This window comes from Peribacillus sp. FSL K6-5616 (assembly GCF_038008245.1).
Taxonomy (GTDB): Bacteria; Bacillota; Bacilli; order Bacillales; family DSM-1321; genus Peribacillus; species Peribacillus frigoritolerans.
Genome location: NZ_JBBOYT010000001.1, coordinates 2,621,981 through 2,645,923 on the forward strand (window position 1 = coordinate 2,621,981; position 23,943 = coordinate 2,645,923).

General features: G+C 41.7%; 23 protein-coding genes and 1 riboswitch. Of the genes, 4 read left to right on the forward strand and 19 right to left on the reverse strand.

All coding sequences use genetic code 11. The annotated features are described in order from the left end of the window. Nucleotides 1-11: 11 nt before the first annotated feature. Nucleotides 12-1,184 (reverse strand): pyridoxal phosphate-dependent aminotransferase, encoded by a 1,173-nt coding sequence (locus tag MHB45_RS12495; RefSeq protein ID WP_072273162.1) that lies wholly within the window; start codon nt 1,182-1,184, stop codon nt 12-14. 98 nt (nt 1,185-1,282) lie between these two features. Here MHB45_RS12495 and MHB45_RS12500 point away from each other — a divergent pair, with 98 nt between their 5' ends. From MHB45_RS12500 to mtnA, 3 genes are all read left to right on the forward strand, one after another. Next, a complete protein-coding gene (locus tag MHB45_RS12500; RefSeq protein WP_253349540.1) occupies nt 1,283-2,065 on the forward strand; it encodes a carbon-nitrogen family hydrolase in 783 nt (260 codons plus the stop codon). A gap of 71 nt (nt 2,066-2,136) precedes the next feature. Continuing rightward, nucleotides 2,137-2,290: riboswitch (SAM riboswitch) on the forward strand. 78 nt (nt 2,291-2,368) lie between these two features. Then, nucleotides 2,369-3,571 carry an S-methyl-5-thioribose kinase gene (gene mtnK / locus MHB45_RS12505; protein WP_161922444.1) on the forward strand — a complete coding sequence of 401 codons (1,203 nt, stop codon included), beginning with the start codon at nt 2,369-2,371 and terminating at the stop codon, nt 3,569-3,571. A 14-nt stretch (nt 3,572-3,585) separates the two neighbouring features. Continuing rightward, nucleotides 3,586-4,632, forward strand: coding sequence for an S-methyl-5-thioribose-1-phosphate isomerase (gene mtnA, locus MHB45_RS12510; RefSeq protein ID WP_072273165.1), 1,047 nt, complete (start codon nt 3,586-3,588; stop codon nt 4,630-4,632). Nucleotides 4,633-4,802: 170 nt separating this feature from the next. Here mtnA and MHB45_RS12515 read toward each other — a convergent pair whose 3' ends face one another. The 18 genes from MHB45_RS12515 to MHB45_RS12600 all read right to left on the reverse strand — a co-directional run bounded on the left by MHB45_RS12515 (nt 4,803) and on the right by MHB45_RS12600 (nt 22,533). Further along, nucleotides 4,803-5,690, reverse strand: a complete 888-nt coding sequence (locus tag MHB45_RS12515) for an LCP family protein (protein ID WP_048686727.1) — start codon at nt 5,688-5,690, stop codon at nt 4,803-4,805. A 113-nt stretch (nt 5,691-5,803) separates the two neighbouring features. Continuing rightward, nucleotides 5,804-7,291, reverse strand: a complete 1,488-nt coding sequence (locus MHB45_RS12520) for a lmo1851 family serine protease (protein WP_048686729.1) — start codon at nt 7,289-7,291, stop codon at nt 5,804-5,806. A 253-nt stretch (nt 7,292-7,544) separates the two neighbouring features. Further along, nucleotides 7,545-8,249: a purine-nucleoside phosphorylase gene (gene deoD, locus MHB45_RS12525; protein ID WP_034307509.1), complete on the reverse strand. Its 705-nt coding sequence runs from the start codon at nt 8,247-8,249 to the stop codon at nt 7,545-7,547. Nucleotides 8,250-8,478: 229 nt separating this feature from the next. Then, entirely contained in the window at nt 8,479-8,649 is a 171-nt protein-coding gene (locus MHB45_RS12530; protein ID WP_064505166.1) for a YozD family protein, read from the reverse strand. Between the two features lie 171 nt (nt 8,650-8,820). Next, nucleotides 8,821-9,528: a hypothetical protein gene (locus MHB45_RS12535; protein WP_034307510.1), complete on the reverse strand. Its 708-nt coding sequence runs from the start codon at nt 9,526-9,528 to the stop codon at nt 8,821-8,823. A gap of 150 nt (nt 9,529-9,678) precedes the next feature. Beyond that, nucleotides 9,679-11,445, reverse strand: a complete 1,767-nt coding sequence (locus tag MHB45_RS12540) for an ATP-binding protein (protein WP_161922443.1) — start codon at nt 11,443-11,445, stop codon at nt 9,679-9,681. Nucleotides 11,446-11,459: 14 nt separating this feature from the next. Further along, a complete protein-coding gene (locus tag MHB45_RS12545) occupies nt 11,460-11,702 on the reverse strand; it encodes a YozE family protein (protein WP_034307512.1) in 243 nt (80 codons plus the stop codon). Between the two features lie 486 nt (nt 11,703-12,188). Next, nucleotides 12,189-12,464, reverse strand: coding sequence for a YokU family protein (locus MHB45_RS12550; RefSeq protein ID WP_048686734.1), 276 nt, complete (start codon nt 12,462-12,464; stop codon nt 12,189-12,191). A 1-nt stretch (nt 12,465) separates the two neighbouring features. Then, complete coding sequence (ablA, locus tag MHB45_RS12555; protein WP_338565732.1) at nt 12,466-13,869, reverse strand: lysine 2,3-aminomutase; 1,404 nt, start codon at nt 13,867-13,869, stop codon at nt 12,466-12,468. Between the two features lie 118 nt (nt 13,870-13,987). Next, nucleotides 13,988-15,367, reverse strand: a complete 1,380-nt coding sequence (locus MHB45_RS12560; protein ID WP_161922442.1) for a sigma-54 interaction domain-containing protein — start codon at nt 15,365-15,367, stop codon at nt 13,988-13,990. A gap of 82 nt (nt 15,368-15,449) precedes the next feature. Further along, on the reverse strand, nt 15,450-16,298 hold the full coding sequence (gene ablB, locus MHB45_RS12565) for a putative beta-lysine N-acetyltransferase (protein WP_161922441.1): 849 nt from the start codon (nt 16,296-16,298) through the stop codon (nt 15,450-15,452). A 79-nt stretch (nt 16,299-16,377) separates the two neighbouring features. Further along, the gene (locus tag MHB45_RS12570) at nt 16,378-17,649 is read right to left on the reverse strand and encodes a peptidase (protein WP_340907896.1); all 1,272 of its coding nucleotides are present in this window, start codon (nt 17,647-17,649) and stop codon (nt 16,378-16,380) included. Between the two features lie 9 nt (nt 17,650-17,658). After that, nucleotides 17,659-18,324: a 3-oxoacid CoA-transferase subunit B gene (locus MHB45_RS12575; RefSeq protein ID WP_072273168.1), complete on the reverse strand. Its 666-nt coding sequence runs from the start codon at nt 18,322-18,324 to the stop codon at nt 17,659-17,661. Beyond that, the gene (locus tag MHB45_RS12580) at nt 18,291-19,001 is read right to left on the reverse strand and encodes a CoA transferase subunit A (protein WP_340908156.1); all 711 of its coding nucleotides are present in this window, start codon (nt 18,999-19,001) and stop codon (nt 18,291-18,293) included. Before MHB45_RS12580 ends, MHB45_RS12575 begins: the two co-directional genes overlap by 34 nt. 2 nt (nt 19,002-19,003) lie before the next feature. Then, complete coding sequence (locus MHB45_RS12585) at nt 19,004-20,368, reverse strand: aspartate aminotransferase family protein (protein WP_340907897.1); 1,365 nt, start codon at nt 20,366-20,368, stop codon at nt 19,004-19,006. Between the two features lie 180 nt (nt 20,369-20,548). Beyond that, nucleotides 20,549-20,878, reverse strand: a complete 330-nt coding sequence (locus MHB45_RS12590) for a hypothetical protein (protein WP_034307530.1) — start codon at nt 20,876-20,878, stop codon at nt 20,549-20,551. A gap of 220 nt (nt 20,879-21,098) precedes the next feature. Then, nucleotides 21,099-22,073: a S66 peptidase family protein gene (locus MHB45_RS12595; protein ID WP_072273170.1), complete on the reverse strand. Its 975-nt coding sequence runs from the start codon at nt 22,071-22,073 to the stop codon at nt 21,099-21,101. Nucleotides 22,074-22,380: 307 nt separating this feature from the next. Next, entirely contained in the window at nt 22,381-22,533 is a 153-nt protein-coding gene (locus MHB45_RS12600) for a YjcZ family sporulation protein (protein WP_072273171.1), read from the reverse strand. Between the two features lie 294 nt (nt 22,534-22,827). On the opposite strand from MHB45_RS12600, the gene MHB45_RS12605 reads away from it, so the two are divergent. Continuing rightward, a complete protein-coding gene (locus MHB45_RS12605) occupies nt 22,828-23,916 on the forward strand; it encodes a GDSL-type esterase/lipase family protein (RefSeq protein WP_340907898.1) in 1,089 nt (362 codons plus the stop codon). Nucleotides 23,917-23,943 lie beyond the last annotated feature (27 nt).

Genomic DNA, 23,943 nt, shown 5'->3' on the forward strand with positions numbered 1-23,943 from the left:
ATCATATTGCATTAAAATAAGTTTAATGTACGTATTCGTTCCACAGCCTCTTGCAGCCGTTCTTCCGAAGTCAGTAGCCCTACCCTGACATAACCTTCGCCAAATTCACCGAACCCATTCCCTGCGGCAACAGCTACATGGGCATGCGTTAATAAATAGTCCGCAAAACTCTCGGACGTAAAACCTTCAGGTACTTTGAGCCAGGCAAAAAACGATGCCGCTGGAGCTTTGACATCCCAGCCGATGGCCCTCAATCCCTCAATGAAAACATTCCTTCGCCCCTCGTACATCTGCACTAACTGCTCTACACAGGTCTGTGAGTCAAGCAAAGCGCTTGCCGCAGCTTCTTGTATCGCCGGGAAAAGACTCACATAAAGATGGTCTTGTAATAGTTCAAGAGCTTCTATTACACTCTTATTGCCCACTGCGAAGCCGACTCTCCACCCTGCCATATTGTATGTTTTCGATAGAGTGTATATTTCAACTCCTACATCCTTCGCTCCCTCCGCCTGCAGAAAACTTATCGGTTTTTTTCCGTCGAATCCTATCGCCCCATAGGCAAAATCATGGACCACACATATTGAATGTTCTTTTGCAAAGGAGACGGTTTCATCAAAGAAACTTTCATTTGCAGAAGCGCCTGTGGGATTATTCGGATAATTCAAGAACATCATTTTGGCTTTATCAAGAACTTCTTTATGTATGTCATCGTATTTCGGAAGAAAATCATTTTCTTCTGTCAAGGGCATCAGTTCGGTCTTTGCCTGGGCTAAAACAACACCGGAAAGATAATCCGGATAGCCGGGATCTGGAACAAGGATCGTATCACCTGGATTCAATAAACACTGCGGAAGTTCGACAAGACCTGCCTTGCCCCCGAAGAGAATCGCCACTTCACTATTCGGATCCAGCTTGACACCGTATTCTCGTTCATAAAAGACGGCAGCAGCATCTTTTAAATATTGATGTCCCCGGAATGGCGAATATTTATGATTAATCGTTTTTTCAGCAGCAGACTGCAAACTTTTGACGATATGTTCCGGCGTCGGCTGATCAGGGTTTCCCTGGCCTAAATTAATGACATCATGTCCTTGTTCCGTGATTGCATTGACTTTTGCGACCAGTGAAGCAAAAAACTGCTTGGGCAGGTCCTGAAGCAGTCCGGATTTTTCGAATTGCACCATTTATACACCTTCTCTGAAATTTCTTGAAATTCTAGTCACAAATGATATATGTTTATCGTAGTCTTGTAAAGCATTTTTTACGTGTGGGGGTTTTAACGATGAAGTGGAAAATAACTTGTATTCAAATGGATATAGCCTTCGGGCAACCAGATATCAATTTTCAGGTTGCAGAGCAATGGATGGAAAAAGCAGCTCGGTCCGAACCCGATATCGTCATATTACCAGAGCTTTGGACAACCGGATACGACTTGACCAGGCTGAATGAGATTGCTGATCAAGAGGCAGAAAAAACGATTGAATTTCTTAAAACACAGGCACAGAAACACCAGATTCACATCATCGGCGGTTCCATTGCGAAAAAAACAAGCAAGGGAATCTATAACACCATGATCATCATCGATAAACACGGAAAGCTCATTAAAGAATATGATAAGCTTCACTTATTTCAATTAATGGATGAACATCATTTCCTGCAGCCAGGTGAAAAAGATGGTTTATTTACTCTTGATGAAAAAATATGTGCCGGGTTCATTTGTTATGACATTCGTTTCCCTGAATGGCAGCGAGCCCATACCGTTCAAGGCGCGGAAGTTCTGTTCGTTACGGCTGAATGGCCAAAGCCGAGACTCGATCACTGGAGAGCTTTATTGATAAGCCGTGCCATCGAGAACCAAGCCTATGTTGTAGCCGTTAATCGTACAGGCTCGGATGTCAATAATATATTTGCGGGTCATTCCTTGATTATTGATCCATGGGGGAATATCATAAGTGAAGCCGGAGAAGGAAACGAACTATTGACAGGCACCTTGGACTTCAACAAAGTTACGGAAGCACGTAACAAAATACCTGTATTCGAAGATCGCCGTCCTGATTTTTATTAATTTACCCATTGACAAACTATTTAAAAAGTTGATATTATTTTCCCGAAGATTAAAATTTCAGAAAACATTTACTCTTATCAAGAGCAGGCTGAGGGATAAAGGCCCTATGAAGCCCAGCAACCGACTGTAATACCATTGTGAAATGGGGCGGATTCTCCGCCGGATTATTAAATCCACAGAGCACGGTGCTAATTCCACCAGAATTCATTTTCTGGAAGATAAGAGGTCCGAAGCCAAAACTTCTGCCTCTTTCTATATGAAAGAGGCTTTTTTATTCTTATTTTGAATCTGGAGGGGAAAAGAATGACTCAAAACCATTCAAATTTTAAGAGATTGACAAACGAAACAGCTATAACTCTTGCAAAAAAACTTGGGTTGGTCAATGCGGATGCAAATTTGAAATGTAATGAAATCGGCGATGGAAACTTAAATTATGTTTTTCATATTACAGACACGGTCACAAACAAAGGTATAATAATCAAACAAGCGGTCCCTTATGCCAAGGTACTTGGTGAAAGCTGGCCGCTGACATTGAAAAGGGCAGCCATTGAAGCGAATGCGCTGATTCATTTCAGAAGTTATTGCCCCGAATTCGTACCGCAAGTTTACTATTCGGATGAACAGCTTGCCATCACAGTCATGGAGGATTTATCGCACTTGAAAATCGTTAGAACAGGATTGATTGATGGCGATTCATATCCATTGCTTTCACAGCATATTGGTGAATATGTTGCGAAGACTGCATTTTATACATCCGATTATCATTTAGAACCATCCGCGAAAAAGGAAGTGGCCCGACATTTCACGAATCCCGAACTCTGCAAAATAACTGAGGTCTTTATTTTCACGGATCCATTTTTTGAGGAACTCCCGGGAGATTTCGAGGTGGAATTGACTGATGCCGCCAAAAATATATGGAATGATCAAGAAGTGATACTTGAGGTCGCTAAGCTGAAACAAAGCTTTGAAACCGAGCAGGAAGCCTTACTTCATGGAGATTTACATACTGGAAGTATATTTGCAAGTGAAACTGAAACAAAGGTTATCGACCCGGAATTCGCTTTTTATGGGCCCGTTGGTTTTGACCTTGGTCAATACACCGCCAACCTTCTTTTTCAGGCAATTACACGAAATGGCGCTGGTAAGGAAGAGATTTTCTCACACCTTCATGAATTTTGGAATGCCTTTGAAGAAACTTATACCGAATTATGGGAAGCCCAAAATAAAAGCCCATTCCGCCATGTAAAAGGGTATCTGCCTTATTTGCTGACAAAATTCAAAAAAGATGCATTCGGTTTTGCAGGCTGTGAACTGATTCGGCGAACCATTGGCCTTTCCCATGTTGCCGATTTAAACGTCATTGAAGATAAAGTATCAAGGATCGCAGCCAAAACGTCAACATTGGAAATCGGTACTTTTTTAATTAAAAAACGGGAGGAATTGGATGTTCCAGCCCTCATTGAAGCGTTGAAGCAACGGACACTGCCATCTTACTCAACCATTTAAAAGGAGACCTGCACATGACTACACTAGCACCCTTACCATATTCGGTACAATGGGCTGATACCCATATTACATTATTAAATCAACAAGCCCTTCCTTCCATAACTGAATTTATTGAACTTCATTCTGTTGATGATGTATATGACAGCATTTTGACATTAAAGGTTCGCGGTGCCCCTGCAATTGGACTGACGGCAGCATTTGGTGTTGCACTTGGTGCCAAACAGGAAACAACCTCTGAATTAGGGGAATTCAAGAAAAATGTAACGAGGCACATTGAAAAACTCGCATCTTCACGGCCAACTGCAGTCAACCTTTTTTGGGCGTTAAAGAGGATGGAGAACACCTTGCAGGCTGCTCAAAGCATTTCAACTGCCAAAGAAGCCCTTGTATCGGAGGCTAAAGCCATCTTTGCTGAAGATGAAGAAATGTGCAGGAAAATCGGGGAACATGGTTTATCCCTCTTCACTAGAGGAGATTCCATTCTAACACATTGTAACGCTGGGGGAATTGCCACAGCTCGGTATGGCACAGCCTTGGCTCCCTTCCACCTCGCTAAAGAAAGGGACTTTCCGCTAAAAGTTTACGCATGTGAAACAAGGCCTGTCCTGCAAGGGGCGCGTTTGACGGCTTGGGAATTGATGCAAGCGGGAGTTGATGTCACCTTAATTTCTGATAATATGGCTGCCCATACGATTCACCAGAAACGGATAAATGGAATTATCGTCGGGGCCGACAGGATTGCGGCCAATGGAGATACAGCCAATAAAATCGGGACATTGGGATTGGCCATATTAGCCAAGCACTTTGGTATCCCCTTTTATGTGGCCGCACCATCAAGCACATTCGACCTGTCCATCGAATCCGGCACATCCATCCCGATCGAAGAACGGAATGAAGCGGAAATCACCTTCATTCAAGGTGTAAGGATCGCTCCGGAAAACGTGAAGACTTTCAATCCAGCCTTTGACGTTACACCGAATCATCTAATTACAAGCATCATTACCGAAAATGGCATCATAACACCGGATTTCATCAAAAACATTCCGCATTTTGTTAATTGATCCAGGTTCCTTTATTGGTGATAAAAAACGAGAAGGTTTTCTTATCCCTCTCGTTTTTTAAAGGTGATCGAATTAAGATTATTCTTGCGAGGTCTATAATACAATATTAAATTTCGAACATCTTCAGTATAAGGATGTCTTCGATAATAAAAGATAATTGGACATTCTTATTATTTTGAAAAGAACTCCTGAAGTGCCTTTTTATTTTCTGTACAGTCCATTTCCAAAACGGCTCCGGACTGGGGATATGTTTCATCTTTAAAGCTTCCTTCCACTGGAACCCTTAGGGTTTCGACGGTGTCCGGTGTATGGAAAACGGCTTTTGGTCCCATTTCCATTATTGTTTTCAGACCAATATCCGTATCCAAGTACGATAGTCCTTGTTCGATGATGCTAGGAAGGGCTGCCATCCCTTCGAAGGATGAGATTTGATTTATAAACGCTGTTTTTAATTGAACCATTACTTCTTGTTGACGCTCAACCCTACCAAAATCACTTTCATCATCATGTCTAAAACGGACATATTTCAATATTTCCTCACCATGTAAAACATTTTTACCGACGCTTGCTTGGATGCTCATATCATCTATGATTTCCTGATCCACATTCACCGCCACCCCCTCAGGGGCAAGTAAATCCACCATCTTCACAAATCCTTGGAAGTCGATTACCGCTACATGATCGACCTTGACATCGAAGTTTTCCTGTATGGTTTTCTTGAGCAATTCCCTTCCACCATAATAATAAGCAGCATTTATTTTGTCATATCCTGATTTATTCCCGGGGATTTTCACATAACTATCACGCATAATGGAAGCCAGCTTCAGTTTTTCCTGCTCAGGAAAGTATTTTGCCAGGATAATCGCATCTGATCGAGATTTTTGCTCTCCCCTTGTGTCAACACCAATTAACAGAAATATTTTATCGCTTTCCTTAGTCTCTTCATTGGTTAGTTTTTTTTCCGTACCTTCATTTCCATTTTGTTTGGGTAAAGGCGCATAGGTGCAGCCTGCCAGAATCAAGACCAATAGATATATGAACCATACCTTTTCTTTCATTACCTCACCTCATCGGAAAATTACCCCTATTCTCTGCCTAATTTTGGAATCCTATGCATGAAACGACAAAAAAGCCTGCCAACGATATTCGCTGACAGGCTTTTCGGTCAAAATCATTTATTGATTTCTTTCTTTAATACTTCCACTGCCTTTTTCACTTGTGTGTCGTTCTTAAGGATTTTCTCCTGGATGACCTGCATCAATTTCACGGTAGTATCATCCTTAATGGTGCCGGTTTCTTTAATTTTTTGTTCCCTTTGGAATGCTGTTACCGCATTCGTGGTTGCTTCATCAAAGAATCCATCTATCTTACCCGGATCATGGCCTGCTTCCTTCAGCATCTCTTCAGCCGCTTTCACTTCACTCGAAGAATCGGATGCTTTCAATTCCTTGTCAGGCGAAATGTACGGAAGGCTGGCATAATCAGGAAGCTTCACAGTAATATCCGGCTTGATCCCTTTTTTATGAATCCAATTGCCTTCAGGAGTCAACCATTTAGCTGCCGTATATTTGAAGTTAGATCCATCTTCAAAGTCTTCGGCAGTCTGAACTGTCCCTTTCCCAAATGACTTGACACCGATCAATGGAATGTCCGCAGACTCACTGACAGCCGCTGCAACGATTTCAGAAGCACTGGCACTTCCATCATCAATCAACACGACTACCGGGATTTTCAGTTCTCCATCATTCTCCGATTTATAGACATCTTTTTTCCCGCTGCGATCCTCAACTTGAAGGACCACTTTCCCATTAGGTATGAACAGGCTTGCCATTTCTATTGCTTGATCAAGAAGTCCTCCTGGGTTTCCCCGCAAATCCAATACGAGACCCTTCATATCCTTCTTCGACATTTCCTCAAGCGCCGTTTTCAACTCTTGAACTGTATGTTCGGAAAAACTGGTCACTTGAATTTTTGCAACTCCATCATCAAGCATTTCCGCATATACCGTTTCAATCGGAATTGTGTCCCGTTTAATGGTGAGCTCAATCGGTTCCGACTCACCAGCTCTTGAGATGGAAAGATCCACTTTCGTTCCCTTTTCGCCCCTGATTTTCAGGACAGCTTCAGAAGAGCTGAGTCCTTCAACACTTTTACCGTCCACACTTAATATGATATCATTCGGTTTTACCCCTGCTTTTTCTGCTGGGGACCCTTTTATCGGTGAGACGACCATGATTTGTCCATCCTGCTCCTGAATCTCAGCACCGATTCCTTCAAAAGATGAAGAGATGCTCTCATGGAAACTCGATGCTTCCTTTTTATCCATATAAGCAGAATAGGGATCATCCAATGATTTGATCATTCCATTAATTGCGCCGTCAACAAGTTTTTCTTCATCAACCTCTTCATAATAGTCATCTTTTATCTTATCGTATGTAGAATACAGCTTTTCAAATTCCGCATGCTTATCCGGTGCTAATGACTCTACTTTTTCATCTCCAAAGGTCAAGGCTATTGTAGTAATCCCTGCAGTTAGAAATATGACTAAGAAAATCCCCATAATGAACGTAAACTTCTTTATTTTAATGAATTTCCCTGCCTCTTTTGGCTGTTTTTGATTTTCTTCTTCCACTGAAGCCTCACCACTTTCATTCTTCATGACGATATAAACGATTTCATTCCTATTTTATCAGCTTTCATGCCAATCGAAAAATAATAGTTATCAAAAATAACAACTTATAGCCATATGTATTTTTTAATAAACTTCAAATCATGGAGAATGCTCCAAGGACAACAGGCATCTCCTGATATTACAAAAATGCGGATACCTGGAACAAATGAGCCTGTATCCAACCTGCCATTATACAGCATCACTTATTCCTGGTCACCCGCCTGTCATTTACATCCAATTATCAGTCCTGGATAGCTGCTTCCAATGCCACTTCAACCATTTCGTTAAAGGTTGACTGGCGCTCATCCGCCGACGTTTCCTCACCAGTTAAAATGTGATCGGAAATGGTCAATACAGATAAAGCTTGGCGTCCAAATTTAGCAGCAAGCGTGTAAAGGGCCGCTGACTCCATTTCTATCGCAAGTATTTGGTATTTTGCCCATTTTTCCAATTCACTATTATCGTTATAAAACTGATCGGCCGTAAATACATTACCGACCTTCAATTGCAAGCCCTTTGCCGTGCCGGCGTCATAAGCTTTTCTAAGTAATTCGAAATCCGCGGTCGGGGCAAAGTCCACCCCGCCGAAAGTCATACGGTTCATTTGGGAATCGGTGGAAGCGCTCATTGCAAGGATCACATCCCTGACTTTTACATCTTTTTGAATCGCTCCTGCAGTTCCCACACGAATCAACTTCTGGACATTATAGCTATTCATCAATTCATTCACGTAAATCGAAATGGATGGGACACCCATGCCTGTACCTTGTACAGAAATTCGTTTTCCTTTATATGTCCCTGTATATCCAAACATGTTACGAACTTCGTTATAAAGTTTAGCATCCTCTAAAAATGTTTCAGCAATATATTTTGCACGCAACGGGTCCCCAGGAAGTAAGACCGTTTCCGCAATTTCATTCTCTTTTGCACCAATATGTACGCTCATACGACTATGTCCTCCTTAACTTGTGGTTGAAATGATATTCAAAAACTACTATACCATATCAACTACAAGTTAGGAAAATCGAACCTTATCTGGAATTTGAAAAACTGGAAATCACGAAACGACTTTTGGCACCCTTCCTAAATCGCAAACAAAACGGCGGAGGTCCGCCGTCTTTTTTTAATGGTTAATAAAATTAAGGGAAAGGAAGCTGCTAACCGTCTTATGACAGCTACTCATCGACTTCTTCATCAATTATGCATTTTTCAAGAAGATATTCGAATGTGATGTCAGCAAGATCTTCAACTTCAGCTTCTGTTGGAAGATAGCCCCGTCTTATCAATTCTTGAAAAAAGAATTCCGCTATCTCTTCTGTATCAATAAAAACCTCAATTTCTCGCAAATCATCGCCCCCTTATTTAAAGGTCTATGAATGTGTAGAGACAAATATACCAGTAAGGCATCCCTTAATGGAAAAACATATGAAGGGTCTATCGTTATCAAGTTCCATTCGTGTTCAATTAGAATGGATACTTCTATAGGGAATCTGGAATTTGCCCTTTATAGATGCCTTTCACTTCGTTTGCTTCTTTTTATGATCTGGATAAATTTCCTCTGCCGCCTTTTCTATTTTAGCGAGGGCGATCTTCATGATGTGACGATATTCATCATCGCCAAAATGTTCGTAGAGCTTACAATAATCATTATATAAATCCAACAGGCCATCAATCATTTCCTTTTTTTCATCTTTTGTCATTGTCATTTCTCGCTCACCTTTACCAGGGTTGTTTTGTTTAGCAATGATAGCAAGCTCATTTTTCTTTTGAGGAAGGAGCAGACCCAACTTTTTAATGATTCCATCTGCACGTTTAGCATCGGCAATCAAAGTCAGTTCTTCTTCATGCGCTTCAAGCCATTCACCATCAGAGATTCTTGATAACTCATAGATTACATCCTCCCAGGCATTTTCCTTATAGCGCCAAATTTCCGTTCGATAGCCGATAATCTTGAAATAATCCTGTTCATATCCATCCACTTGGACCAAGTCACCTAATAAAAATTTATATTCAATATCGATTTGTTCTTTCGGATAAAGGATTTCTCCTTCATATTCATTTATCGATTGCAATGTTTTTTCGATATAAAGACCTTCACTATAGTTCACTTCATACACATAAGCACCATCGAGAAATTTCACATCGGTTATATTCCCGACTGTCCCATACATTGTTATTACGACTGTATCGCCTAATTTAAATTTCGGCTGTTTTTTTTTGCCCATAAGAGACATCCCCCAATATGGTCCTTATCGTTTGATTAGTAAATTATATGCACAAACAAACATGGAGGTTAATGGAAATAAGCGGGCATTTTGCTCATTTAGCTAATTAACATGCCCATTTATTTAAGGGCACTACAACCAAAAACCGCCTCATTTAATGAGACGGTTCGTAGTGGGGATTGTGAGCGTCACTTTCGTTCCTTCGTCGCGGACGCTCTCAATTTGGAATTTCCCTTTTAATTCCTCCATTATCTGGATGCATGTCGCCACACCTAATCCGTTTCCATCCGGTTTGGTGGTATAAAAGGGCATACCGATATTTTTTAAATTCTCGGGACTGATGCCTTTTCCATCATCGCTGATCACTAATCTTATATATTGGGAGATGGAATTGTGATGCAGTTCAATCTGCCCCCTTGCTTCGATGGCTTCACATGCATTATTCAAGACATTCAAGAGAACCTGCCTTAACCGGTTCCTGTCTGAATAAACAATGACGGATTGTGTCATACCATTAATTATTCTTACATGAGAACTCGGAATTGAGGAAGTATAGGTATCTATAATTTCATCAAGGAAATCCTTTAAATCGATTTTCTCCCATTCCAGTTGATGCGGTTTTGCCAAATCAAGAAGTTGTGTCACAAATACATTGACCCGATCCACTTCATGAAGCATGACATCGCTATATTTTTCTATCAATGATTTATCATGATCCTGGCTCTTCAATAGTTGAAAAAAACCCTTTATTGTCGTCAATGGGTTCCTGATTTCATGGGCGACACCGGCAGCTAGCTGGCCTACATATTTCAATTTTTCCGTACGGACGATTTCCTTCTCACGATCTTCTATCGTTTCCATCATTCTTAGAAAGGCAAGGTTCAATTTTTCCATTTCCTCGAAGCTTCTTTTATCGGAAATGATGAATTCCTTTCCTCCTATGAAATCCTCTGTCGCTTCGACAAGTTCTTGAACTGGCCGAACGAGGGTCTTTGTTAGTAAATAAACAGCCAGAATGATAGAAACAAAAACGATGCTGTAGATGGTCAGGTACCGTGTCAATAGGTCATTCAAAGGCTGAAACACCTGCTTCTTATCAGCACCCACAACAACAAACCATTTATTCTCTGTTTGTGCTACCGTATGGACAGGCTTGATGGAATATATTTTTTCCCCATTCTCTTCACTGTATAATTCATCCGTTAACGATGCTCCCATCAGCTTATCTTTCGTTAATCCCATTTCTCTCAGGGCAGAATCCTGCATCATGCCATGTGGGTCTTTTTTCGAAATCATGATGCCTTCTTGGTTGATCATGTAAAAGTTGACTGGGTATTTATCGCTAATTTCATTAGCCTTTTTCTCCATCATCTCCCAAAGCCCTTCCAATCGGAAAGCTGTGGATACGACTCCGATCATTTCCCCTGAATTATCATATACCGGAGCACTCAGAGCTATAATCGGTTCTGAGAAAGCCCGGGTTTTATATACGTCTGAAAGGAATTCATGACCTTCTATTGCCTCTTTGAACCATATTCTCTTCGCGAGGTTATCCCCGATCATTTTATTGGATGTATCTGCAATGACATTGCCTTCCATATCCAAATGCAAAACTCCGTAATAATTTCCTTTTGCATCGATAAACTTTTTTAGTTCATCTGACTTCTCTTCTTTTGAGTGGCCAGGATTGATGATTGCAGAATTTGCACTCATTAACTTCACATCACTGATCCGTTCGTTCAAATAGCTGTATGTTTCATTTACAATATTCAGTGAACCTGCATTCAGGGCATTTTTTGCTTCCTTCTCCAGAAGGGAGCGTTGTGATCCATAGGATATGATTCCCAAAATCAGAAGAGGAACACTTGCAATAAGTAAAGAATAAAGCAAAATTCGGGTTTGAAGGCTTTTTAACATCCTTCCGATCCTCCCTATTCCTGATCTCCCAATATGAGCCCTTCTTCTATTTGGACATACTGTTCCCACGCTTGATCGAATACTGACATACTTTCGAGATAGTCTGCATTCAATTCTAAATAACTGCTCAGTTCATTATAATCAGTCGATTGTTTTGGGAAGCCATGATCCTCATAGGCATAATTGGCAAATTTAGTGATTGCATCAATTTCCTTTGGTTGTCGAAATTTCATTAAATATAAATAAAATGGTCTCATGATGTCGAGCCCCCCCCTAAAATAACTATGATTTCTGCTTTAATATATCGGAAACTTTCGCTTCCGTCCACTTTTTTAAAAAACAATTTGGTTTTTTCTTCCTCATTTTATGAAAACCGCGATTTTTCAACACAAAATGCATACGTTAAATTACGAAGCTACACTAACATATCGTACTCATTCCATATTGATTACATCCTTTTAAGATTTTTTTATATGATCCGAGGAAAGCGAAGTGCTTCAATATTATTTATCCTACTCTTCGTCCAATAAACCCCATTCCCATAATAAAACACGTGGCGCATGTCCTAACATGCTGCTTGAAGGCTGGCGGAATTTCTTCAAAAACTCATTAGCCAATTTAAACGCTGGCCATCATTTTCTGAAATGGAAAATCCCCTTCACCTAGGATAGAAATAGTGGTTTACACTGTTCTGTCTAAAATGAGGGGATTAATTCATTTATGGAAAAGTAATACACCTGCCGCTAAAAGTCAAAGTAATTACGTTTCAACAGCCTTTTCATGTTCATTAGCTCACTGTACTTCGTTTGTTTTTCAAGCTTTTTCGAATCAATTAAAAATAATTGATCTTCAATTTCCTTTACTATTTCATCACTTTGAAAAAAGGCATCACAACTTTCACAATGAGATGAAGGGGTTTCCGTAATTTCAACCGCCCTCGTACCATCCGGCAGTTCCCAATACACAGTCCCCTTTACTGATGCAAGCTTCCCTTTCTCACACCATGGACACAACTCCATGCTATTCATCCCCCTTAGGATTGCTCTTTTTTTGCTGTGCCTGGAATTTCTTTTCTTTTAACAAATCTCGCTTTTCACGTTTGTTTTTCAATGAAGCATGCTCTGGGTTGGTCACGTAATTTTCCCGTCGGTTCATTCGCTTCAGCCCTTCAGGCACTAAATTGAATTGCTTGTCGTTCATTAAACCGGATACACCTATATCTGACTGTTTTTCTACCATATCAGGATATACCCCTTTGAAATAATCATCTGCAAGTCCTGGTGTATATTGCTCAGGTTCAGGATATGTGGTTATCACACCTTCAAAATTGCGCAGCACCGTTTTTGTTGGAGATTGTGAAAGGATATAATTCGGCTGCAGGGTGATTTTCCCTCCCCCTCCTGGAGCATCGACGACGAAGGCAGGTACAGCATACCCGGATGTATGGCCCCGGAGCCCTTCGATGATTTCAATTCCTTTTGAAATGGGTGCCCTGAAATGACCGATCCCTTCCGAGAGGTCGCACTGATAGATATAGTAAGGGCGGACACGGATCTTAACAAGATCATGCATCAACTTTTTCATGATTGCGACACTGTCATTTATCCCTGCTAAAATAACTGCCTGGTTGCCTACAGGTACACCCGCATCGGCAAGCATCTCACATGCTTTCTTTGACTCTTCGGTAATTTCTATCGAGGTATTGAAATGAGTATTCAGCCAAACCGGGTGATATTTTTTTAAAATGGCACATAAATTTTCAGTGATTCTTTGAGGAAAAACAACCGGTGCCCGTGTACCAATCCTGATTATTTCAACATGAGGAATTTCCCTTAAGTTTTTGAGGATATATTCAAGGATCGTGTCATTGATCAATAATCCGTCCCCGCCGGAAATAAGGACATCCCGAACTGCCGGTGTGTCACGGATATAACCGATTGCAGCGTCCAATTGTTTTTTGGGCACGCCCATGCCAATTTGGCCTGAAAAACGTCTTCGCGTACAATAACGGCAGTACATGGAACATTGATTCGTCACCAAAAAAAGAACGCGATCCGGATATCTATGGGTCAATCCCGGTACAGGGGAGTCCTCATCCTCATGCAGGGGGTCTTCCATGTCATATTTGGTTTTATGCATTTCTTCCGAGATTGGGACCGATTGCATCCTGATTGGACACCTTGGGTCATCTTTATTCATTAACGAAGCATAGTATGGGGTGATATTCAATGGAATGGTTTTTGTGGAAATCCTCACACCTTCCTCTTCATCCGGAGTCAGGTTTATCACTTTTTTCAAATCATCAACTGTTCGGATCGTATTTGTAAGCTGCCACAGCCAGTTGTTCCATTGTTCTTCGGTTACATCTTTCCATAGCTCTATATCTTTCCAATTGCGATCTGGCTTATATAAGTCAAATAACATGGTTATACCTCCTGAGTTATGATAGTAGTATTAAATGCAAGAAGGGTGCCAAAATGACCCTAAAATTCGAATGCCCCCAAAAAAAACCGGACTGCATGCTGCATCCGGATTTTTTCCATCAAATATGTTTTTTTATTTTATATTGCAAGGTCTGTCTTGGAATTTGCAATAGCTTCGATGCTTGGAAAACGTTACCGTTCGTTTGAAGAAGGGCCTCGGTAATCAATTTTGTTTCCATCTCAATCATGGCCTCACGAAGCGGAAGTATTTTTTCGGATGGGTTGCGCTTCTTTAAAAACTGGGGCAAATCTTCAAGATTCATAACATCATTTTCCGTATGGTTCATCATGAATTCTATCGTATGTTTAAGTTCCCTTACATTTCCAGGCCAGTGATATTTCCGAAAAAAATCCTTTGTCTTCTCATCCATGCCTTTTATGGACAGTCCTAATTTACTGTTAAATATTGATATGAAATGTTCAGAAAGAAGCTCTATATCATCAATCCGCTCCCTTAGCGGAGGCAGCTCGTAGCTCAATACGTTCAATCGGTAAAATAAATCCGGCCTTAGCCTGTTTTCCGATACGGCCTTTTTCGGATCAATATTCATCGCTGCCATGATCCTGACATTCACCTGTACACTTTTTGTGCCACCAATCCTCCTGATGAACCCATCTTCAAGCACGCGCAGAAGCTTTGCCTGCAAGTCAATCGGCATTGATTGCAATTCATCCAAAAACAAGGTACCGCCGTTGGCCAATTCAAACAATCCCTGTCGCTCCACAGCACCAGTGTAGCTTCCTTTTGCCGTACCGAATAGAAGCGATTCCAATAAACTTTCTGGTAGGGCCGCACAATTTTGCGCGATGAAAGGTTCTTTACTGCGGCTCGATTCCTGGTGGATGCTTTGAACAAAAAGCTCTTTTCCTACACCGCTTTCCCCATAAACCAATACCGATGAGGTGGAGCGGGCAGCCTTTTTACCTTGGGATATCAAACCTTTAAACCCCTTATCACTTGTCAGGATTTCAGTGAAAGAATACAATCCGCCGTTCCCAGTCGTTTTCCTTTGAGGACTTTTGATTGTCTTGAGCGAGCTTTCCAGATCAGCTAACCTTTCCGATAATTGCTTCAAGCTTGAATAATCCTTTGCGATTTCTATTGCACCTATCATAAACCCATCTACATAAATGGGTAGAGTAGTATTTAGCGTCTCAATGATACGCCCATGAGCATTTACATACGATTGACTATAGTTATAGATTGGTTTTTCAGATTTAATGACCCGGAGTAACGTCGATGATTTGTGATTCAAAGAAGGGAACGCTTCAAGCAACGGTTTCCCGAGCACTTCACTTCTTTTCATCCCATCAAGATTGGCGGCCACTCCGTTATAAAAGATGGTCTGTCCTTTTGGATCTATCACATGAATGCCTTCATCAATGGTTTCTAATATCGCTTCCAACACTTCACTTGTATTAAAAAATTCACTAGGCAAGCTATCCCTCCTCAATACCTTCTTGCTAGATGTATATGGGGAAATGCCAAAAACTTGTCATGAACCGCCTAAAAATGAGCATCTAACTAAAGTTTTTCACCCAAAGATTCATATCTTCCAGTTTATCAAAGATATAACAATTATTGCCCAAACGTCCGCGGTACGAGTATCCATGCTGATGCAATGCAGCATTCATGCCGAACGAGAGCGACCGGGCAATCGAATAGATACAATAAATGCCGTGTGAAATAAGATAGTCTTCAAGCGCGGAAATCAAGTGTTTCATCAAGCCGTACTGCCGATGTTCCGGCAATGTCGCACAATCAGTGATTTCTGCATTATGGTAAAAGGAATTAATTTCTGCGGAAGCAGCACTGACGATCCTCTCTTCATGGACATAAATATAAAAAACCGTTCCCATTTCCATGCACTTTTTCACATATAACGGATCATTCATCGGTGTGGGATACACTTCGAAAACCTTCCCATACAGTTGGGCCAGCTGAAGTGCATCTGCCACTTCAGCTTTACGTCCTTGATAGGCTGACGGCGGTTCATCCAGCCCGGATTTAATCGGCAGCCTCTGAACATCGGTAAGGATTTGATCTTCCCTTTCCCATTCAGCACTGTTGCGCCTTTCATTCCTGTTATATTTAACAAGGAAGAAACAATCGCTTCCCAAAAAGAATTTATCGATGCTTCCTTCATATAGAAAGCCCTGAGCAAGCAATGCCATAACGTTTTCCTTGCGGGACTTGAAGATGATTTTTTCTGCTGATATGCTTTTAGCCACCTTCAAAGATTCCTCCACGCATTCTTGGAAGTGCCCTAGATAATCATCAACCCTTATTCGCTTATTAAAATGATCGATCGTAATATGTATGGTGCACATTGGCTTTTGAATTCTTTTTTCGATGATTCCAGCCTCCATTTGTCCCGCTCCTTTCACATCTTCGAAAATTGTTGCGAAAGGCCTGACCCTTCCTGGGATCAGACCTTGGGAAAAATGATTATTCCTGGTCCACCCCACACCATTCAATAATGGTCAATGCGATGATTTCCGCAACTTCCATCATTTTATCCACCTCTATATATTCGTTCGAATCATGGGCCATCTTCGTTTCCCCTGGTCCAAACACAACGACGGGGGTAGAACCAACCGATGAAAGAAACCCTCCATCCGTCGCCCATGGGGAAGCTTCGACAAGCGGTTCTTCCCCGACCACTTTTTCATAGCATGTGCCAATTGTCTTCATGAGCGGGTGATTGATTTCGAGATTGCCAGGCAGCCATCTGGCCCCAAACCATTCTAATTCAATAGGTCTTTCTTTGAACCATCCATCACTCTCGTTTAAAGCATCTATTCGCTCCTTCAGCGATTTTTGTGCCTCTTCCATGGTTTCTGTAGGGGCGATGCCGAATCTTCCTTCCAGGACGGCTGTATCCGGCACGGAAGAAGGCCAATTCCCGCTTTGAATGCTACCAATATTGATTGGAATGGGGATAGGGACATTTTTATAGAGTGAATGACGGAGTGATTCATTCCGTTCTTGTTCAAGCATCTTGATTTCTTTCATTACAACAACCGCTTTATCAATTGCACTGACTCCTTCATACCTAGTGCCTCCATGTGCAGACTTGCCTTTTATTCTCAGTCGAAACCACATCGAACCTTGCTGTAATGGGAATAGTTTCATATTTGTAGGTTCCGGAATGATTGCACCATCAGCTTTATACCCGCGTATGACTGCCGCAAGTGTGCCGGCACCACCGCTTTCCTCTTCAATCACACTCTGAAATATCAAATCCCCCTTCAACTGGATTCCAGATTCGACGATCGCTTCAATGGCCAGCAATAAAGATACATTGCCGCCTTTCATATCCGTCGTTCCCCGCCCGAAAACTTTCCCGTCCATCAACTTGCCGCTATAGGGTTCATCGTGCCAAGCTGCATGATCTCCTTCAGGAACTACATCAATATGTCCGTTTAAAATAAGGGATTTTCCCTTGCCTGTTCCTCTTTTAATGGCCACAAGGTTCGGATTTCCTTTAAAATCCCTGCGGTCGCAATAAAAATGGGGATGTTTTCTTAATTGTTCATCCCCGATTTCCCAAAGGTCTATTTCCAGACCAAGTTGTCTGCACTTCTCGACCACTATTGCTTGTGCACTTCCTTCTTGGCCCCTTTTGCTCGGTTCCTGAACCAGTTTTTGCAAAAGCTGAACCCCATTCATCCGATGATCATTCAGCCATGTTCTTATTTTTTCCTCATACATATCCATTCTCCTCTCTCATTCTTTTAATTTGTGGATGTTTTCAGAGACGGTAAACGAGGCTTCGGTCCGATTCCTGATTTCCTCAATGCTGGACGTATCAAATACATCAGTTAATAGGAGGCCCTCCGAAGTTACGGAAAACACGCCTAATTCGGTGATGATCATATGTACGCATTTTGGGGCTGTTAACGGCAACGTACATGTTTTGACTAATTTAGACATGCCCGCTTTATCGTTATGTTCCATCAAGACAATGACCTTTTTTGCCTTTGCAGCCAGTTCCATTGCACCGCCCATGCCTGGTACCCGCTTTCCCGGAACAATCCAATTAGCGAGATCCCCCGCTTGACTTACTTGAAGGGCGCCTAGAATCGTGATATCCACCCTGCCGCGACGTATCATTCCAAATGCAACAGTACTGTCGCAGTAAGAAGCCCCGGCTCTAATGGTGATCGGCAATCCCCCAGCATTGCAAAGATGCGCATCTTCCTTCCCCGTTTCAGGAGTACTGCCCATTCCCACAAGGCCATTTTCTGCATGAAACATAACTTTATGATCATCCCAAAGATGATTCGGTACAAGTGATGGAATGCCAATTCCCAAATTGACCAGCATCCCATCGCTTATTTCTGCTGCTGCCCGTTTCGCTATTCTGTTTCTATCCCCTGTTCCCAAACCCATTTCCAATCGACTCCTTTTGATGGAATGATATAATCCACAAAGGCACCCGGTACAATGATGTTCTCTGGATCCAAAGTGCCCAGCGGAACGATTTGCCTGACTTCGACTATAGTGATCTGTCCGGCCGTAGCAACGATTGGATTCGTATTCCTGGCACTTTTATCGAATAGAAGATTTCCATAAGGATCTGCCATTTCTGCGTAAACAATGGCGATATCTGCAGTTAATGCCGATTCCACCAGATAATTTTTCTTACCTAGCTTTACGGTTTGCTTGCCTTCCCTGACGATATCGGCTTCCATTCCAATATCGGTCAATATTCCGCCGAGTCCCATCCCTCCGGCCCGGATGCGTTCGACAAGTGTCCCTTGCGGACAGAACTCCACTTCGAGTTCACCATTGTTCATTAATAGTCCTGCATTGGGATTGGAACCGATATGGGAAACGATGACTTTTTTCGCTCGGCGCTGGGTGACCAGTTTTCCGATTCCGATATCTGGGAAACCTGTATCGTTCCCAATCAAGGTTAAATCCTTAATACCTGATTCCAAAATCATATTGATCAATCCCGGAGGCGTCCCTATGCCACCGAATCCCCCAAATAGGATGGACTGTTTATCTTTAAAGTGATGGCGGACATCTTCCAAACGACAAATCTTCTGGAATGTATTTTCCACCACTATGACTCACTTCCTTGTTGTGATGATCGTTTACCTATCGAATCATTAAATTGTCCAAAGGTTATATCGACCCTCATTAACAATTCAGCACACTCCTCTTCCGATATCGTTAGCGGCGGGGAGATGATGAGCGCTGCCCCGGTTACACCGTCAAGGCCTGCAGCTGCGGGATAAAGAAGAATTCCGTTCCTCATTCCCAATTCAATGATTTGATTGGTCACATCTGCGTCCTTCGGAAATGGGGCCTTCGTTGCTTTATCCAGGACAAATTCGATGCCAATCAATAAACCTCTCCCGCGTATATCACCGATAAAGGAATACTTCCCCGCCAACTTTTTCAGACCCCTAATCAGGTAATTCCCCCTGTCGGCTGATTTTTCGACAAGTTCATTCCTTTCGACATATTCTAAAACCGCCAAAGATACCGCACACGATAATGGATTCGCACTTAAAGTATGACCTCCTATAATTGACTTCGAGCCTTTCATTATGGGTTCCATCACGTTTTTGGTCATTACTGCTGCCGCTATTGGGGTATAACCCCCACTCATACCTTTACCTAATGTCACGATATCAGGTTCCACATCCCAATATTCGGAAGCAAGCATCTTACCGGTACGTCCAAATCCGGTCATTACTTCATCCGCAATGAATAAAATATCATTCTCTTCGCAGATTTTCTTGAGTTTTTGAAAATAACCGTCAGGAGGAACAATGGCCCCTCCGGCTGCGCCGATAACAGGTTCTGCAATGAACGCCGCTATATTTTCACTGCCAATGCGCCGGATTGAAGCTTCCAATTCCGAAGCACAGGCCATTCCGCAAGTATGTTGGTCAAGTTGAAGTGGACATCGGTAACAATATGGAGGAGATACAGAAGGATATGATTCAAGCAAAGGAGTAAAGCGTTCCCGGCGAATCGGATGTCCAGACATTGAAAGAGCTCCCATCGTGATGCCATGGTAGCTCATCCATCTCGATATGATTTTCTGTTTCTTTGGCTTCCCTTTTTCCTGCCAATGCTGAATGGCAATTTTCAATGCCGTTTCAGTCGCCTCGGAACCGCTGTTTACAAAAAAGCTGTATGTCAGTTCCCCTTTGGTCAATTCTGCAATTTTCCCGGCGAGTTTCTCTGCAGCATCGCTGGTAAATTGGGAACGATACACAAATGAAACCTGTTTAGCCTGTTTTACCATCGCCTCAATGATTTCCTGGACTCCATGGCCAATATTGGCTGTAACTGCACCGGAAGAAGCATCGAGGTAATCCTTTCCATTTTTATCGTATAAAAACACTCCCTGACCATGACTGATAGTCGGGTAGGCTCCTCCCAGGACCGGTTTGATCAATGAAGACTGCTTCATAAGCCCACACACTCCTTCTCTTTAAAAACAAATGCCATATAGTAAAGTGTATGTCCAGATGAAGGCAATCTTGCTAAGGAAATTGGCCTAAGCATGTATACGGATAATTTCTTGGTTTCATGGATGATTGTCCAAAAATGGCGACAAAAAAAGTGTATCCGCGAGAGATACACTTTTTTCTTACAATACGCTATTTAGTTTTTCTTCACGAATGGATTCCAAAAAACTTTCATCCTTTAAAACAGCCAACACATTTTTATAAAAAGCCGTTTTATCGATATTTGAAGTATGTACATATTCATACTCTTTTAAAGACGGATGACGCAAAACATTTTTCATGCAGGAATGACAAACTTTTTTAGTTCCTAACTTATAGTAGTTCAAGTTACTTGCATCCCCGTTAGAAGTGTCTTCGTTACAAACGGAACATGTATGGCTCACACGGCCTTTTTTATTATACTCGGCCAAAGCCCCTTCTAAACGAATGGATGCTGGAATTGTTAATAACACATAATCACCTTTTCTATTTTAAATCTCTTAGTATTATATCAGAAAAATAAAGAATTTGAACTATTAGACTCATATTCCCTAATAATGCTTGTAAAATAGGACAATTTCCAGGGCTGACAAGAGGAAAGACTCCTAATATACACCATAATGCAAACCATATTCATACAAACCCCAACAGATTAAAACACCGTCCATTTTTTGAACGGCGTCTTCAAACTGTTCATGGATGTATCTGGATCGTCGCTTTTCCGTTCTTCACCTTCATTACTGCTTTTGAACCAACCGGTACAGTTACAAAAGGATGAACATGACCAAAGTTGGCATTAGCGATCACGGGTATGCCATTTATCTCCTTTTTGGCGGCGATGATTTCCTGCAAAGCATATTCAGTCATTCCTGAATCCTTTTGGAAACGGCCGATGACGATTCCTTTAATCCCACTTGCACCTGGCTGATGGAGCAAGGATTGTAAATCCCGGTCAAAACTGAATGGATGGCTTTCTTCGTCATCTTCTATGAAAAGGATACTGTCCTTTAAAGATGGCATGTACTCTGTACCTTGTAATAGATTGAGTGTACAAAGATTTCCCCCAATGATTGTCCCGGCAACTTCACCTTCCTGAATGACCATGTATCCAGCATTCGGGTGGAAGGTTCGGTCATCCTGTTCCAAATGCCAAGAATCATCACTCCACGTTTCACTTGGTTCAAGATAAAAGCCTTCACTTTCAATTACGGCCTTTTTAAAATATTCCATCGTATATTCCAGACCAGCCTTCATCCCGAACGTCGAGAAATGAGGACCTGAATATGTAGTTAAGCCTGTTTTATTATAAATGGCCAATAAAATTGCGGTTATATCACTATACCCCATCAACACTTTTGGATTTTCCTTAATCAAATCATAGTCGATATACCGTAACAATTGGTTAGCGTTATACCCCCCGATGGCTGTAAAAATTCCCTTAACATTCGGATCCCTGAACGCATCATGCAAATCTTCGATCCGGTCTTCGATCGAATTCGAGAAAAAGTCATCATGGAACAAAACCGTTTTACCATATGTCACTTTAAAACCAAGCTCAGTCAATCTTTCTTCTGCCAATCTGCGTTGTTCCCCTTTAACAATCGCCAAGCTTCTTGAAGGAGCAATTACGCGAATTTCATCCCCTGCTTGTAAACGGGAAGGTTTCATATCTTTATCCCCCTAAATTAATTACATTCTGTCGTTATTTTAGCAGAAATGGTTTACAAAGAAAACTAAGTCCCTTATCGTATGTCATTCACCGAGCTAGTTTCTTTGAATTCTTACGTCATTCCCGATGCGCAGAAATCAGGATTTAAAAAAGGAATGGCTGTGTATCGCCTGTCCCATGATCACCTGGATTTATCCATGACGATTCAGTCAACAACCATGGAATCAGAAAGGTCCACCGTCAAACCACCAATTTCCTTACATAAAGAAAAGACCAGCTTTATCAACTGGTCTTTGGGTTATTGAATTAGCAGCAGAATGAAGCACCGATGATAATCAATAGAATGAACAAGACAACGATTAAAGCGAAGCCTGATCCAAATCCGCAGCTACCGCCGCCGTATCCACCGCCACCATATCCGTACCCTGGTCCTGCAACATTTCCACCATATCCGTACATTAAGTTTCACTCCTTTTAGAATTCTGTTTTCTCTTTACACCTTACCATATGTCGATACGCCCGCCTTGGTCTGTGCATTTGCCTATTTTTCTGGATTTAAGAAAAAACTTCAATCAACACCATCTTAAACGTTATTCATTCAATGGCTTAAATCCCACGAGTAACCATGAAAATTGTCACAAATTTATTGTGTTACTTTAAAATTGGGATATAATAAGGAAAAAACAATTCTTAGCCTCTTTAAGCTATCTCATACCTACATGGATACATAAAAGGCAATACGGGGGAACATAATTGAAAACGAACGCAAAATCCTTCATCCCTTTCGCTGCAATCGCCATGATCCTTCTAATCAGCTATATCCTTCAAAAAGTTCCTAAAACATATGGATCGGATGATTCGATAAATGTTTATCAAAAATTCCAATCAGGCCAGCCCATTCAGTATCTCGTCATTGGTGACAGTATCGGAAGAGGATCGGGAGCTGAAAAACCTAATCTAACATGGTTCAAACAGCTAGAAAATAAGATGAATGATGCCAATGATATTCCTTTACACGGTGACTACGTGGTCCAAAGCGGATCAACTGCTTTTGAGGGCCTATTCAAGCTTTCCCAAAGAAGGAAGCATGATCATAAAGATCTGATTTTCTTCGTTTTTGGTGAAAATGACCGTAAATATATGAATGTCGATGATTTTACCATGACATATGAAGCGTTAATGAGAAAGGCAAAACGGCTCCACCCTAATGCTGAGTTATTCACAATAACAGAGAGTTCCTTGAAATATGAGGAATTTGCGTCAGCCATCGGACTTTTATCCAAACATTATGGTGCTACAAATGTGGATATGCGACCAATATTCAAAAATTCAGGATATACGGAAAAACAGCTGACCAAAGATTTGGTACATCCAAATGGGCTGGGGTATAAATTATATGCCGATGCCATTTATGAACGGTTCCTGGATAACATCAAACAAGAGAAGGCTGTAGCTGGTCTTCCAACTAAGCTGCATGCCCGTTCCGGTTTTGAATTATCGGAAATTGACCACTATGAAAAAATGAGCGGTTTCCGGCCAATGGGCGGCTATTTCACTAGTAGTGAAAAGGGCAGTGTGATTCAATATACCTTCAAAGGGAGTATGCTTGGTGTGAAACTGCTTAGAAGTCCTGATGGCGGGGAAGTGAATGTATGGATCGACGGAAATGAAATCACGACTTTGAATACATGGTGGCCATTTGCCCGTGAAAGATATTTATTTGTCACTAATGGGCTTCGCCCCGGTTCACATACTGTCCGTTTTGAGGTGACTGGCAGGACTAAAGCAATGGACCTGACCGACATTCCATATGTCCGGATCGCGTCAATCATCACAGATTGAATATTACTCAATAAATAACCCCCTATC